A 13,606-nucleotide genomic window follows, 5' to 3' on the forward strand; every position below is an offset into this window, starting at 1 on the left:
CCGGTGATTCGCAGCGCTGGTCAAAACTGGCGCCGACAATGCTTAAAAAAGCGTTAGACCGGCAAAAAAATTTTAGGGGCCTCATCGCCAAGAATAGACATTCGTAGGGCACTATCGCCTTTCTACTCTTATTTTATCCTTGGAACCAAGAACAGCCCTCTCATCTATCCATTAAGGAGCAAGAATAGTATAAGCGTCTGTTCTTGCTAAATATTTTAGACACCACCAAGCGCGAGAAAGTTGAAGATTGGCCCCCATTCGAGTATCGTTTGGAGACCATCCACTGCCTCGGAGAAACCCTTGAAGCCCATTTCAACAATAGGCCGACAACCTGTGAAAAAGACTCAAACTCGAGCTGGCGAAACCCGGTTTTCGATTTACCGTGAAGATGGCAGCATCGCTCTGTGGCCTTGGGCTTGGGTTGTCAGCGAGACACGTCAGCGGAACTACACCCCTGATACTATTTCCACTCGACTGTCTCACATCACCATTCTCGAACTTTGGGCAATTCACCGAGGTATCGACCTTTACACCATCATGCTAGATGGAGAATGCCTGAGCTTAGAGCAAGTCGCAGACTTAAACTACTTCCTGAATTTTCAAATCCAGGATTTGCGTAAGCTGGCGTGGGTTTTGCCCATGAATGAGCAAAAGTTTCTTACCAGGTGTCTGGAAGAGCGAAGCGTTCAAGCTGGCACAATAATCCAACGGCAGATTGGTATTGAAGAATACCTCCATTGGCTCGGCGAATATGGCAATCGCTTGCTTCGAAAAAAGCCAAGTCCAGGATCCGGACGGAAACTGTGCCGTCGCAAACAACTCTTGGAACCAGCGATCAAGCTAAGTGACGGCGGCTACCACACAGCGCCGGGGAGTTATGCGCATTACTTTCGAAAGGTTCGCAAAGGTATGCCACAAAGCCGCATCAAGGCATACGATCATGAGGAAGCTGCTGACCGCTTTTACCTATGGTTAGCGATATGCAATCCGTATGATGTTTGGCCTAAGAACCGAATTCGAGCACTACGAAACTACCTAATTTTATTGATGTTTGCCGAACTTGGTTTGCGCGCTGGCGAGTTGGGTCAAATGAAGACCGAAGATTATAAGAGCGAAGATGATTTGATCGAGGTCGTTCGCCGCCACAACGACCCAGAAGACCCTAGGAAACGTCAGCCAAACGCAAAGACCTTCGACCGAAAAATCAGTTTGACAGCGTCGCCGTTGCTGATCGAGACCCTCGATGAATGGATGGATGCGAGGGACGACATCGATTTTCAAAGCGGCCGAAACTCAAATTCCTTCATGTTTGTCAACTTGGCTCGTGATCCCGCTGAGTATGGCAAGCCCATGTCCAAGACCGCAATTGACGATGTATTCAGAGACGCCTCCAAAGCAGCTGGAGTTCGAAAACTGACGCCGCACCCTATGCGACACAAGAAGGCTCGAGAAATGGCCAAGCATCTAAACGAACGTGGAACCAGCGGCGAAGAAGCTCGAAGGGTCTTCACCTATCACTTTGGATGGTCGCAAAAATCTCACATGATCTCTCGCTATCTCGGAGGAGAGTCCGACATTGGCGCGGCTAAAAGTATCCGAACGATCTGGGCGGAACAGGAAGCTCGAGCCGCTGCCAAAGACACGGAATCCCTCAACATAATTGGCTCAGAAACAAGTGAGTACATTAGCCTGCTCGTTCACCGCGAAAAGTTGGCCGAAGAAGCCGCGACCAAGAAGAAAGAAAAGAAATGAACAAGCACAAACCGTGCTCTCACGGCATTCCAGCACTGCGCCCAACCAATATCCGCCGAGCTGCCAATGGTGAAACTTTCGATATTACTTCCGATTACTGGGAGGTAAGTGCAACAGGGAGCATCGCTAAATTCAATTTTGAGTGGTGTACTGAGGTTTTGTCGCCGTTGATGAAAAACGCGCTCAAGGAGGTAGTAGCTTACCGGCTTGAGTCCAATCTTGCATCGACGATTAGTGGAGAGTTAACAGCCTTCAAACGGCCGTGCCTCTGGATTCAAGCGCAAGCAAACAGTCCAGTTGCCAATATCAGTTTAGAAGATGTGTTGGCGTATCGTTTGGACGGCGGAACTAAAAACGATTATTCGATGAGGAACCTTGTTGCCACGTGGCTCGATCTTGGGTTCACAGGCATAAAAAAGGAAGCGGCTGATTTTATTAATAAAATCCCTCCGCAGAGTAATGAGAAAACTCACATTCTAACTCTTGATCCGGTATCCGGACCATATCTGGATGGCGAAATCGCAATTGTGGATCGCGAACTGCAAGTCGCGTACGAAACGGGTGAAATCAACAATGCTCAGTATGTGTTGGTTCAGATGTTTCGACTTTATGGGCAGCGATCAAGCATGGTGGCGAACCTGAAACTCAGGGACGTTAAGACCCCGAAACACCATGGAGAGGAAACCTCGGTTAGATTTGAAATCCTGAAACAGAAAGGGAGCCAAGCCCAAAGGTTTGGCCCAAAGCGCCCTGCACCGATGCTGTTTACGCACGCATTAGAAGCTTATTTGGACGAATTGACAGGGGAAACTGCTGCTTCTGAGTGGGATGAAGATCAACCGTTATTTAGGGCAAAGACTGATGTCTTTTTGACCAGGAGACATGCAAACGACATACGACGGTCCACGAAGGTTAGAGGTCAAATTGCGGTGGGGTACAAAGCCCACATGACAGCCGAAAGAGCTAGAGCACGGTATCAAACTATCCTAGCCAGTTTGCGCATTATAAGCCCTCGCACGGGCGAGCCAATGGTGTTTAACCAGTTGAGGGAAAGGCACACAATCGCGACAATTATGGCGATGCGAGGATGTACGGCGGAAGAAATCGCGGCATGGCTACATCATACAAGCCCTGGAAGCTGCGAAGCCTACATCGAACTAGCCTCGCGGCATCATCAGCTCATGAGTAGTCTCCTTGACGGTAAGATGGTGCACGTCGCCGGTAGGTTCTTGGGCCAAGTGATCGAAGATAACCCTGATGACTTCGAGGTCGGTTCGGTTATCACAGCGACCGAAGCTGACGGCGCTCCTGATCTGGGTACATGCGCTTCTGGAGGTTGCAGCGCGTTGGATAGCCTCGCGGCGCCATATGCATGCTTTCTCTGCCGCCATTTCAATCTCTCAATTGAATCCGAGCTTGACCCGTTACTGCGCCTTCTAGCTGGCAGAAAGGCAGAAGCTAAAATGCATGGCGATGACGAATATTCTCGAGAACTTAATCGGCACATTGCTGCGATCTTCGCTGCTAAAAAATCGCAGCATCAGGCGCGCAAAGAAAGGGAGAGCACCGCATGACTTTTCATTTCAAGTCGAAACAACAGATTTCAGTTGAAGAATACATCGCAAAGGCCAAGAAACTGTCGATCCTTGACCCCCGTGTCGAGGGACATGTCGTTTGGGACAGTGCCACTTGGGACATCACTGCTTTTGTAAAACGGACAAGGAATTCCAAAGGAGAAACGATTGGTTTCCATCATGCGGATCGATTGCGGTCCCGCGCGAATGATCCCGAGTTCGCAATGAACTTGCCATTTGGTGACTTTGCAAAGGCATACTTCGCCTTTCAACTCAATGAAAACGCCACAAAAACAGGAAAATTTAGAAAATCCAATGTCTTTGGCCACAAAGTGAAGTTCTGCCGCATCTTAGACCGCGTTCTCGAAAGCCGAGGACTTCCCGGCCGCCTAGACCTTATAGCAAAGTCAGACCTGAACAAAGTCGTCGAGATAGCGAGTAAATCGCATAAGCGTAAGGCTGCGGAGACCATGCGATCTATTGCGAGAGTGTTGGAGGACGCGGGCATCGCGCATGACTTAAAGAGCTGGTGGCATCCAGAACTCCAGGACAAACGCTTTCGGAGCAGAGTGAATGAGGACTTTCTCCGAAAAAACTTGACCGAGGAGGAAGTGTCATGCTTGGGAGAAGCCTTTCACCGGGCAAAAACGCCGCGAGATCAAGTCGCTATGGGCATTGTCGCACTTTTGATGTGTGCCCCCTCTCGAAAAGAGGAAGTCTTCATTCTACCAGCCAAGGTTCAGGCTTTGGATAACCCGGGCGAAGGTTACGTCAACCCAGATGTGCCCTTCAACGAAGATTGTCGTTTCAAGGCTGGCCTCAGGTGGTGGCCAGTAAAAGGCGGCAAGCCTATGATAAAGTTTGTTCCGAAAGAAATGGTTCCGGTTGCTAAGTTGGCACTCGAAAGGATTTGTGAACATACTGAGAAAGCGCGCAAGTTAGCAAAGTGGATGATGGAGAACCATGGTAGGGTTTTTGTACCTGAGAATCTTCAACATGTTCGGGCCACCGGCGAAATCACACGTTCAGAGCTAGAAGAATTTCTTGGTGTCGATGGAAATTTTTGGCTTCAGTCCAGGCGCATCCTAGCAGCCAAGTATAGGACCGGCGAAAACGGAAAACCCATAGCTGTGTACGACTTCGCTCAGGTTGAAGAGAAGTGTTTGGCCGAAGCACCCGACGGTTTGCCAGTACTCAGCGAATTGTCTTCTGTAGAATACTCCGAGGCGCTGTGCGTCTGTTTGAAAAACCAATTTGCTTACAATGCTGAAGCACGGCCTTACATGATAGAAGCGTTAAGTAGTGATGTGGTCGACCTCGTCCTATCAGGCAGGCCAGAAAGATCTAAAAAGAGTGGCCAAACTCAACCTGCGGTTCCCTCCATTTTCGAGCGTTTCGATATCCGGTTAAAGAACGGTAAGTACCCCAAAATCACTACACACCAAATGCGCCATTACCTAAACACAATGGCTCAACGCGCCAACGTTCCCCAATCGCACATAGCCTACTGGAGTGGGCGTGCGAATGTAATGCAAAACCGAAATTACGACCACACAGACAAACTTTATCAAGTCGAACAAATAAAGCGCGGTGGCAAGGATGAGAACCTACCGGCAATCAGGGTCGTGGACGACTCGGATGTCGAAAATGCGGCCTACGAAACTGCAAACCTGAAGATGCATCTTCTTTCGACTTTTTTCGGATATTGCAATCGTCGCTTCAATCAAGAGCCGTGCGACCGAGCTGGTGCCTGTAGAACATGCACTAGGCTGGTATGCCTAGGCGGTTCCAAAAGAGCCGCTGATCAGCTCCTTAGAGATGCGGAAAGAGATCAGAAATCTCTTGAGACCCTGCGTGCTCGCCAGGCTAAAGGAATGCGGGTCAATGAAAAAACCATAGAAGCTATCGAACATAGTCACGCTCGTAGCCAGGCTCTCGCTGAGGCCGTTATGGATCCGGCAAACGAAGGGACTCTGATCCGCAATACCGACCTCGGCCCATTGATCGAGTTCAGCCACGCTGAACGGATCATCGACAAAAAGCTGGCAGAGCTTGAAACCTCTCGAACCACGAGGAATTTGACGTGAAGCTTACGGCCGAAAAAGTGGATAAAATTTTGGTCCTGATTAGTCAAATGAGGGGCGAAATCACCCAATCCAAAATACATGTCAAAGTTGAATCCAAAGTTGTCAATATCTCACTTAAGCAGTTGTTCAAACACCCTCTCATCCATGCGGCCTACCTAGACAAAGCGGCAGCCTTCTCGCGCAAAAAAGAGACAGATAAAGGTAAGAAGACCCGAAAGGCACCAAAAAACGCCGCTGCAATAATGGAAGAACAGCAGAAAAAGATCGCTCGACTCGAAGAGAAATTAGACGTGATCTTGTCAAACGCGGTGGCACAAGGGGTTGATCCTCGCTTGATGAAGCAACCGCTTAACGTCTCTAGACTTGGGAATACCTACCCAGAGGGACGCAGAAAATGAGTCGCAGCATGGCCGATGCTGCGCGATGCCCCAAAGACTGCAATGCGCAGAATGCTGACTTTGCAAATTTACGAGAACGGCTCAAATGAAATTGCCTTTAACCAAGCAGCAACAAGTTGGGGGTGTCGTCTGGCAAACTTACCGTTCGCAATATCCCAACAGAATCTCTGAGCGGAACCCGAAATTGCTTTAAGGTTGCGTAAACAACGTTGGTTCCTCACTTTGAGAAAACGTAATCCATAGCAAGATTGAAAGAGAATTAAATGAAACGCCTGTTTCCATCTCTGCCGGAGAACGCGACACTTGGAAGTGTCTATCAAGCCTTTCCAGACAAGCTTTCTCCGCTGTGCGCGTACGAAAGTCTTGTGATGAGGGGCGAGAGCGATCTCTCGGTTGCTGAACGTGAACTAATCGCAGCTTATGTCTCTGGCTTGAATGCTTGTGCGTATTGCCATGGGGCGCACATCGTTTTCGCCAAAGCCTACGGTATTGAAGTCGAGACAATCGAGGCACTGATGGAAAACCGCGATACGGCTCCCGTCGAGGATCGTCTCAAACCGTTGCTGGCATACATCGAAAAGCTTACTGTCTCTCCATCCCGAATGACGGAAGCAGACGCCAAAGCGGTCTATGCGGCAGGCTGGTCGGAGAGTGCGTTGTTCGATGCTATCCAGGTCTGTGGTGTCTTTAATCTCGTGAACCGTTTCATAGAAGGAACCGGTGTTCAAAGCCCTGGCAACGACCCAAGACAAGCAGACGAAGCCACTTTGGATCGATACCGCAGCGACACTTTCTATACCGATTTTGGACGAGAGAACGGCCTCGACATCCCCTGAATTGATGTTGTTCTTACGTTCGAACGACGACAAAAAGCTGGTCCGATAAAACGGCAGATGCGTCCTTCGCTCTCGAGGTTATATCATTCGTCGGATCAAGTCGGCGCATTCATTTGATGTTGGTGGATCCATGCTCAAGACTCAACGATCCATCCTGCTTTTCGTAGATAACCCATTTTCTGATAAGGTTTGGAGACCTGTGGGCTTTGTAAGGGTGGAGAGTTGCTTAAGTTTGACGCTGAAACAACGAGATTACTAGAAACCGCCTATCAGGGAGCTGAATTGACGCGGCGACGACAAGCGTCATTTGATGCGCTGCGCCCTGCTCTCGGTGAAACTATTTTGGACATCGGTTGTGGCAACGGGATGTTAACAGCGGAGTTGGCCCGCGCAGTTGGCTCGGATGGCTATGTCATCGGGATCGATCCAAGCGAGGATATGACAGCAGCCGCAAGAGAACGATGCCGTGACTATGCAAACGTGGAGTTTCGTGCTGGTGCCGCGAATAGCTTGCCCATTGAGGATGAGAGTGTTGACAAGGCCGTCTCGGTACAGGTCTTTGAGTACATCGAAGACGTAGACGGTGCGTTGGCTGACACACTGCGGTGCGTCAAACCCGGCGGGCGGCTTGTAATCAGCGATCTGCACTTTGGCAGCTTGATTTGGTTCAGCGATGAGCCTAGCAGAATGCAAAAGATGCTGACGTCCTGGAACCAGCATTTTGTGAGTGGTTCCGTCCCAGAAAGACTGCCCGCGCTGATAAAGGCTCGCGGCAACCATGTGGAAGATGTCTTGTCGTTCACAATGACAGATCACCAGTTGAAGCCTGATGGCCTCGCAATCATGATGATGCACCTCATGAAGCAATACGCTGTCGCAAATGACCATGTTGATCCCGCAGTTGCGCAATCGTGGTTTGATGAGCAGCTCAGCCTTGCAAGGACTGGACGCTTCTTCTTTTCGATGACCCAATTTATCGTCGTGGTGCGCAAAAAGGGGTGATTGAGCGAAGTAAATCGGCCTAGGTTCTCTCGCGGGCTTCATGAAAGTCGCTATTCAAGAGACCCCCATTGGTGTCACAGTCGCCCCAACAGGTGCTGCGAGTCTTTTGTCCATACTTAATTGTCGTCAGAACCTGCCTGGATACAGATTCATCATGTTCTGTACGTCAAGCTCACTCGAAAACGCATCGGGATTACTCCAGATCACGTCATTAATATAGTCGCGTTCCGCGTGAAGATCGTTGGCTGTAGGCCTCGGCTTCCGGGTTTCGGGAAAGGCTCTTTCGGTCCAACTGAATAGTCCACCAAATACGGTCCAGATGCTGGGTGACATTGTATGAGAAGCCATCTCGTGGTCCTTTCCGAGTTACTTGCGCTGTCGCAACAACGGTAACTGTTCACTCGTTTTTCTGGTATCCGGCACAAAATTGTGCTGTTCTACAAAAATGAAGAGCGGGTTCCGAAATTGGTCGGATATTCGTGTGTTCCTCTCTGTCTTCAGAGAAGGGTCGACGCTTGCGGCCTCCAGAAAGCTAAAGGTCTCCCAACCGACGGTTGCACGACGCATTGATGTTCTCGAAAGAGAAACAGGCTTGACGCTTTTTGAGCGCGGTACGCACGGGTTCAAACCGACCCCAGAAGCCCTTCGCCTCGTTCCCCTCGCCGAAGCAATCGAGACTTCAGTCCTTGAATTTGCCGATTGCGCGAAAGAAATGACGTCGACACAACCCATCCGTATCACCGCTTACTCAGCAAACTTCTCTGCACGCATGATTGAAATCGTAAACGAGTTTTCGGCCGACAATCAGGATGTCGCATTCGAGTTTTTGTCCAGCGTTCGGGCGCTGGACCTGATGGCGGGCGAGGCCGACATTGCTTTGCGCCTTGCAAGAACCGATCCCGATCCTGACCTGATCTGCCGGAAGATCAGCACGGCCCGCTGGTCTTTGTTCGGCAGCAGAAATTACGCGGACAAATTTGGCTTACCGGGGTCAACTAATGATCTGGCCGGGCATCAGTTTGTTACCTTTCAGCGGGACGATGTACCAAATGTATTCCACGAATGGTTGACCAATCACGTGGAGCCGGACCAGATCGTCATGTCTTTCACTGAACTGGAGCTAATGCATGCGGCGATCAGGTCAGGGCAAGGTCTTGGGATCAGCAATGTCAAGCTGGTTGAAACAGACATGTCTTTTATCCGATGTTTCGACGAAATCCCTGAACTTGCGGTGCCGCACCTAATGCTCATTTCGCCGGAAGCCTATCGTCGGCCAGAGGTTAGAGCCTTCGTTAAGTTCTTCGCACCTCGCTATGCGGCAATCTACAAGTAGTTATTTAGGCAAAAAGGATTGAGAACACGCGAACAAGCTAGTTTGCATGTGCGCCAAGACCGCAATTGCGAATAGAAGCCTTATGCGACGAGCCCCAGGATACTCTTGGAGAAGACAATGGGAGGTCAAATTGATCGGCGCGCCCAAGTCGCTGCAAACTGCCTTAACTCCGATATGCCATCACGTGGTGCATGATCAGATTAAGAACTTCAACATCGTTCTGGTTAAATGTCTGGTATCGGAATTTGACCGTTCCCCGGTCGGGCTTCGAACGTGATGGTGTAATTGCCTCAACCGTGACGCGCACGCTGATCGTGTCACCGGAATACACAGGAGCCAGCCACCGCACCTCGTCCATACCATGTCCACCCAGATTGGTGCCGGTAAGTACACCAGTGTCGCGGAACAACCTGAAAGTAAGCGCTATTGTCTGAAATCCACTGGCTATGAGACCGCCGAAAATCGACTCTGCGGCAGCCACTTTGTTAACGTGGAAGGGCTGCGGGTCATGAACCAGTGCGAAGTCAATAATCGCTCCCTCGGTCAGCGTAACGCCTCCGGTTTCGAAGGTTTCGCCAACCGACAAATCGTCGATGTATTTTCCACTAGCCATGGCAAAAGTATAGTTTGATGCAGACTCAACCGTCAACGCGGAGCCAGGCTCGGCCGCCACTAATGCCGCATTGTCTTTCGACCATGGCAAAGATCGTAATGGAGAACTAAGTCAGTGGTCGTTGACCTATGCCGCGGCGACAAATAGGTGCGCTTCTTGCGGTACGTGCAATACGCCTTCTTTGTCATATCTAGACAAGGCGTCTGCAACCTCTTCCACGACCTTGTTGGTGACGTCAGCACCTGCATCCCTAAGATCGGTTTCGATTGGCAGCGCCATGATTTGCGCGCGAAGATCAATAAATCTTCGCTCAAGTACCAATGGCTCGTGACGAGCTATCTTGAAGCCTGCATCGACCAACAAGTTCGAAATAAGGTCCCCATCTCGAAACGAAAAAGGCGCTCTGGCTTTTACTGCGGCATCTGTTCCAACATGCCGTTCGAGAGCTTTTGCAAGCGCTCCATTGAAGGGCGACACTGCGCGCCAACATGTCAAAAATAGCTGACCGTCATTGCGTAAGATCCTATGAACTTCCTGCAAAGCGGCGGATTTGTCGGGGAAGAACTGAAGCCCCTGTTGTATGAAGGCATAGTCAAACGTAGCATTTTCGAAAGGTAACTCGGTTACATCTGCTGCATACCACTCGAGCACATGACGACAATCTGGCTGATTGGACTGCGCGACCTCAATCATGGTTTCGTTCAGATCTACGCCAACCACCCGCCCTTCGCCCGTCAGTTTCCTTGCAATCTCTCGCGTCAAAGCCCCGGTGCCGCATGCAATGTCGATGACACAAGTCCCGCTTCGAAGCTGAACCTTCTCCATGGTTGCTTCAGCCAATGGGCCGAACATCGCAGGCACACTATGGTTGTTGTACTTCTGCGCAGCTTCTTTGGTCAGCCGAAAATTGTCCGTCATCAAAAAATCCTCCTAGCAACGCGTCAAAAACGGACCACCCTCAGTGACCCGAAATCGTAGTCTCACGATGTTTCAACCGGCAGGCTCTCATCGGCGCTCCACTCAGCCCATGAACCATCATACAGGCGGGACTTTTCAAACCCCATTTGGCGCAGCGCAAGGAGCCCACAAGAAGCAGCTATGCCACGGCCGCAATAGGCGATGACCTCATCGTCAGTTTGAATTCCCTTGTCCTGATAGTGCTTGAGGAGCTTGGAATGATCCGCCAACTTGAATGACCCACGTTCCTTTAGTTTAGCTGCACGTTCGGATATGGGTGTGTGTGCCAAGTCCGGATCGATGTTCGATATCGCCGGTATGTTGACCGCACTGGGGATATGTCCCGAGCGACCTCCCCATGTGTGAACTCCGTCGCCTCGGAAGAGGTCGTTTGGTAGAAAGTCCACAATTCTGACCTCGGGCTTACCCATCGCATCCAAGACATCAGCTTTGCAGGCAATCCAATTGCTCTGCACTGTTGGTTCAAAGTCACCATGCTCAACGGTTGGATCGCCAGTTTCAGTGGGTCGACCTTCGAGTTTCCATTGCTGCAAGCCGCCGTCCAAGACCTGCACGTTTTTATGGCCATAGTGCGAAAGTGCCCACCAAAGACGCGCAGACGCCAACGGAAGCCCGGAGTCATCGTAGACCAAGACATGACTGTCGTTGGAAACACCCAACTCGCGCATCCTTTTCCCAAAATCCTCTGGCCCGAGCATCATGTCGGGAGTGTTCTGAGTGCTGTCTGCAAGCTCTGTCGACATGCCAACATACACGGCGCCAGGAATGTGCTCGGCTTGGAACTCGCTCCTATCGTCATAGGCCACGCCCTTGCCGTTTTCCTCCCTAAACTTCCAGCGCACATCAATGATGCGTAGTTTCGGGTTAGTCAGGTTATCTGCCAACCAAGCCGTATCAATGAGCGGGCGAGTTTGGGTTGTCATACCTAAGTTCTCCTCTAACCGGACGCGGGTCGAGCCGTATGGAATAATCCCCAAAATTGCTTTCGGAGTCCAATTTTGGAAAATCGGGATTTGATATAGCAAATATGGTTTAAACGGCATGTTGATGATTTAATGAGACTTCTGAAAGAAACGGATGCTGAAATCATGGCGCCTCGGAACGTCGATTTCCTTTGACTCGTTTATGGGTAGGCATGCTCATATAGCTCACTGACGGACAGGTTTGGTACAGATAGTGGAAGGTTTGGATGCTTGAAGATCGGTACGGAAGCCCGCTAACGACCACATCACAAACTGCGCGAGACGCCTACGTTGAAGGCATCGACCGATTTCTGGGTGCTTTTGATGATGTTGAAGAAGCTTACCGTTCTGCAATGCAGGCAGATGATAGCTTTGCCATGCCCCATGTTGGGCTTGCGCGCTACCTTGTTACTGTCGGGCGTGCACAAGATGCAAAGCGTGAAATAGCCGTCGCAAAGGAACTGTCGCATGGCGTCAGCCCGCGCGAAGCCGCCCAGATCGACATTATCAGCGATCTCATTGAGGGGCGTGCACCGCAGGCCTACAGGCGCATCCGAGATCACGTCACAGACCATCCGCGAGATATTTTGCTTGCTCAGACATGTACCAGCGTATTTGGCTTAATAGGGTTTTCAGGTCAGGCTGGACGCGAGGCGGAGCAGCTTGCGTACACAACCCTGTTGAAGCCACACTATGGCGACGACTGGTGGTTTCTCTGCCAGCATGCATTTGCCCAGATGGAGGCCGGACAGATCGGCCCGGCCGCGGAAAACATCGAGCGCGCGCTTGAGTTGAAGCCAGACAGCGCACACAGTGCACATGTCAGGGCCCATCTCTACTATGAGAACGGGGAGACGGACGCTGGCTACGCTTATCTGCGCGAATTCTGGCAAGACTATCCCTTCACAGCGTATCTGCACTGCCATCTCAGCTGGCACGTCGCTCTGTGGGCGCTTGAGAGCGGCGATGTGGCAGGTATGTGGAAGCTGTTCGATGATTATGTTTCCCCCGACCGACCTCCTGCGCCACCACTGAACGTTCTGACTGATAGTGTGGCAATTGTTCACCGCGCCTTTTTGACTGGCGAGCAAATTCCTCAGGAGCGTTGGCAACAACTCAGCGACTATGCTGTTCAGTTCTTTCCTTCACCTGGCTTGGCTTTTGCGGATGTTCACGCTGCTCTTGCGCATGCGATGGCTGGAAACAGAGAGCGTCTGGAAACAACCATTGACGGCGCAAAGGGACCCGCGGGCCCCACCGTTGCTTCGGTCGCAGGCGCATTCCGTGCGTTGGCGGATGGAAATGCGGATGAAGCGATTGAGAAATTCGTCAGGGTCATGTCTGAGCACGAACGCCTTGGTGGTAGCCGGGCGCAACGCGACATTATTGAGTTTTCATTGGCCCATGCTCTGGCAATTTCAGGACAATCGAATGAAGCTCGACGCATTCTCAACATGCATCGACCGCATACCTCTCACGACCATGCAGTTGCCACGCTAGAAGGATAGGGTGCCCGCATTTTTGACGCCCGCAATGAGCGCAAATTACACGTTTTCAACGCCACTTAGAACGGAGGCTGTCGCACGACGTTACCAAGCCCCAAAAGTGATAGTTGGCGGAAAAGACCAATCTGACTGCTAACATCAGCTTTCTCAAAAGCCCGTCTTAGGATTGTGCGAGCGGTGTTTGTGGTCTTGTCGGTGGGCTACTGTGGAGGGATTGGACGGCGCGTCACTCACGCGGCCAACAAGCTGATCAGTCGCCCAGAAGAGTGCTTCGATCTAATGGAACTCAAATAAGACGGGTCTATGCCTTGGATCGGCTTTGATGTCGCTAGTATCGAGAAACAACCCATTGTGGTAATCTCCTACCTTTAATTTGGGGGTTATTGTGATGGAATACTATGATCTCGGTAGCTACAGCCGAAAGATCACAACCTCGTCGGACGAAGCCCAGCTTTGGTTTGATCGTGGTTTGGCTTGGACTTACGCGTACAACCACGAAGAAGCGATTGTTTGCTTTCAGAATGCCGTGGCTGCGGATCCAAATTGCGCAATGGCGCACTGGGGCA

Annotated in this window: 11 protein-coding genes; 8 read left to right on the forward strand and 3 right to left on the reverse strand. The window is 50.9% G+C overall.

Annotated features, from left to right (window positions below; all coding sequences use genetic code 11):
* The first annotated feature begins 300 nt into the window (after positions 1-300).
* The 7 genes from ACR0ER_RS10580 (at position 301) to ACR0ER_RS10610 (ending at position 8,982) form a co-directional block, all read left to right on the forward strand.
* Entirely contained in the window at positions 301-1,752 is a 1,452-nt protein-coding gene (locus tag ACR0ER_RS10580; protein ID WP_170788782.1) for a site-specific integrase, read from the forward strand.
* Positions 1,749-3,326 carry a hypothetical protein gene (locus ACR0ER_RS10585; protein WP_480768886.1) on the forward strand — a complete coding sequence of 526 codons (1,578 nt, stop codon included), beginning with the start codon at positions 1,749-1,751 and terminating at the stop codon, positions 3,324-3,326. Before ACR0ER_RS10580 ends, ACR0ER_RS10585 begins: the two co-directional genes overlap by 4 nt.
* Positions 3,323-5,413, forward strand: coding sequence for a hypothetical protein (locus ACR0ER_RS10590; RefSeq protein ID WP_480768887.1), 2,091 nt, complete (start codon positions 3,323-3,325; stop codon positions 5,411-5,413). Before ACR0ER_RS10585 ends, ACR0ER_RS10590 begins: the two co-directional genes overlap by 4 nt.
* On the forward strand, positions 5,410-5,811 hold the full coding sequence (locus ACR0ER_RS10595; RefSeq protein ID WP_170724860.1) for a hypothetical protein: 402 nt from the start codon (positions 5,410-5,412) through the stop codon (positions 5,809-5,811). Before ACR0ER_RS10590 ends, ACR0ER_RS10595 begins: the two co-directional genes overlap by 4 nt.
* A gap of 263 nt (positions 5,812-6,074) precedes the next feature.
* Positions 6,075-6,647, forward strand: a complete 573-nt coding sequence (locus tag ACR0ER_RS10600) for a carboxymuconolactone decarboxylase family protein (RefSeq protein ID WP_170724859.1) — start codon at positions 6,075-6,077, stop codon at positions 6,645-6,647.
* A 222-nt stretch (positions 6,648-6,869) separates the two neighbouring features.
* Positions 6,870-7,649 (forward strand): methyltransferase domain-containing protein, encoded by a 780-nt coding sequence (locus ACR0ER_RS10605; protein ID WP_480768888.1) that lies wholly within the window; start codon positions 6,870-6,872, stop codon positions 7,647-7,649.
* A gap of 481 nt (positions 7,650-8,130) precedes the next feature.
* Positions 8,131-8,982: a LysR family transcriptional regulator gene (locus ACR0ER_RS10610; RefSeq protein WP_170788786.1), complete on the forward strand. Its 852-nt coding sequence runs from the start codon at positions 8,131-8,133 to the stop codon at positions 8,980-8,982.
* Positions 8,983-9,145: 163 nt separating this feature from the next.
* On the opposite strand, the gene ACR0ER_RS10615 is transcribed toward ACR0ER_RS10610, so the two are convergent.
* The 3 genes from ACR0ER_RS10615 to ACR0ER_RS10625 form a co-directional block, all read right to left on the reverse strand.
* On the reverse strand, positions 9,146-9,631 hold the full coding sequence (locus ACR0ER_RS10615; RefSeq protein WP_480768889.1) for a MaoC family dehydratase: 486 nt from the start codon (positions 9,629-9,631) through the stop codon (positions 9,146-9,148).
* A gap of 90 nt (positions 9,632-9,721) precedes the next feature.
* Complete coding sequence (locus ACR0ER_RS10620; RefSeq protein WP_170788787.1) at positions 9,722-10,513, reverse strand: class I SAM-dependent methyltransferase; 792 nt, start codon at positions 10,511-10,513, stop codon at positions 9,722-9,724.
* Positions 10,514-10,575: 62 nt separating this feature from the next.
* Positions 10,576-11,496 carry a sulfurtransferase gene (locus ACR0ER_RS10625; RefSeq protein ID WP_170788788.1) on the reverse strand — a complete coding sequence of 307 codons (921 nt, stop codon included), beginning with the start codon at positions 11,494-11,496 and terminating at the stop codon, positions 10,576-10,578.
* A gap of 266 nt (positions 11,497-11,762) precedes the next feature.
* Between ACR0ER_RS10625 and ACR0ER_RS10630 the strand changes: the two genes are divergently transcribed.
* Positions 11,763-13,043: a tetratricopeptide repeat protein gene (locus tag ACR0ER_RS10630; RefSeq protein ID WP_170352231.1), complete on the forward strand. Its 1,281-nt coding sequence runs from the start codon at positions 11,763-11,765 to the stop codon at positions 13,041-13,043.
* Positions 13,044-13,606 lie beyond the last annotated feature (563 nt).

Source organism: Ruegeria sp. CH8 (assembly GCF_056536985.1).

What these genes read in the sequence shown, in the direction of transcription:
- ACR0ER_RS10585 (WP_480768886.1), top strand. Translation starts at nt 1,749, where the DNA reads ATGAACAAGCACAAACCGTGCTCTCACGGCATTCCAGCACTGCGCCCA.
- ACR0ER_RS10590 (WP_480768887.1), top strand. Translation starts at nt 3,323, where the DNA reads ATGACTTTTCATTTCAAGTCGAAACAACAGATTTCAGTTGAAGAATAC.
- ACR0ER_RS10600 (WP_170724859.1), top strand. Translation starts at nt 6,075, where the DNA reads ATGAAACGCCTGTTTCCATCTCTGCCGGAGAACGCGACACTTGGAAGT.
- ACR0ER_RS10620 (WP_170788787.1), bottom strand. Translation starts at nt 10,513, where the DNA reads ATGACGGACAATTTTCGGCTGACCAAAGAAGCTGCGCAGAAGTACAAC.
- ACR0ER_RS10625 (WP_170788788.1), bottom strand. Translation starts at nt 11,496, where the DNA reads ATGACAACCCAAACTCGCCCGCTCATTGATACGGCTTGGTTGGCAGAT.
- ACR0ER_RS10630 (WP_170352231.1), top strand. Translation starts at nt 11,763, where the DNA reads ATGCTTGAAGATCGGTACGGAAGCCCGCTAACGACCACATCACAAACT.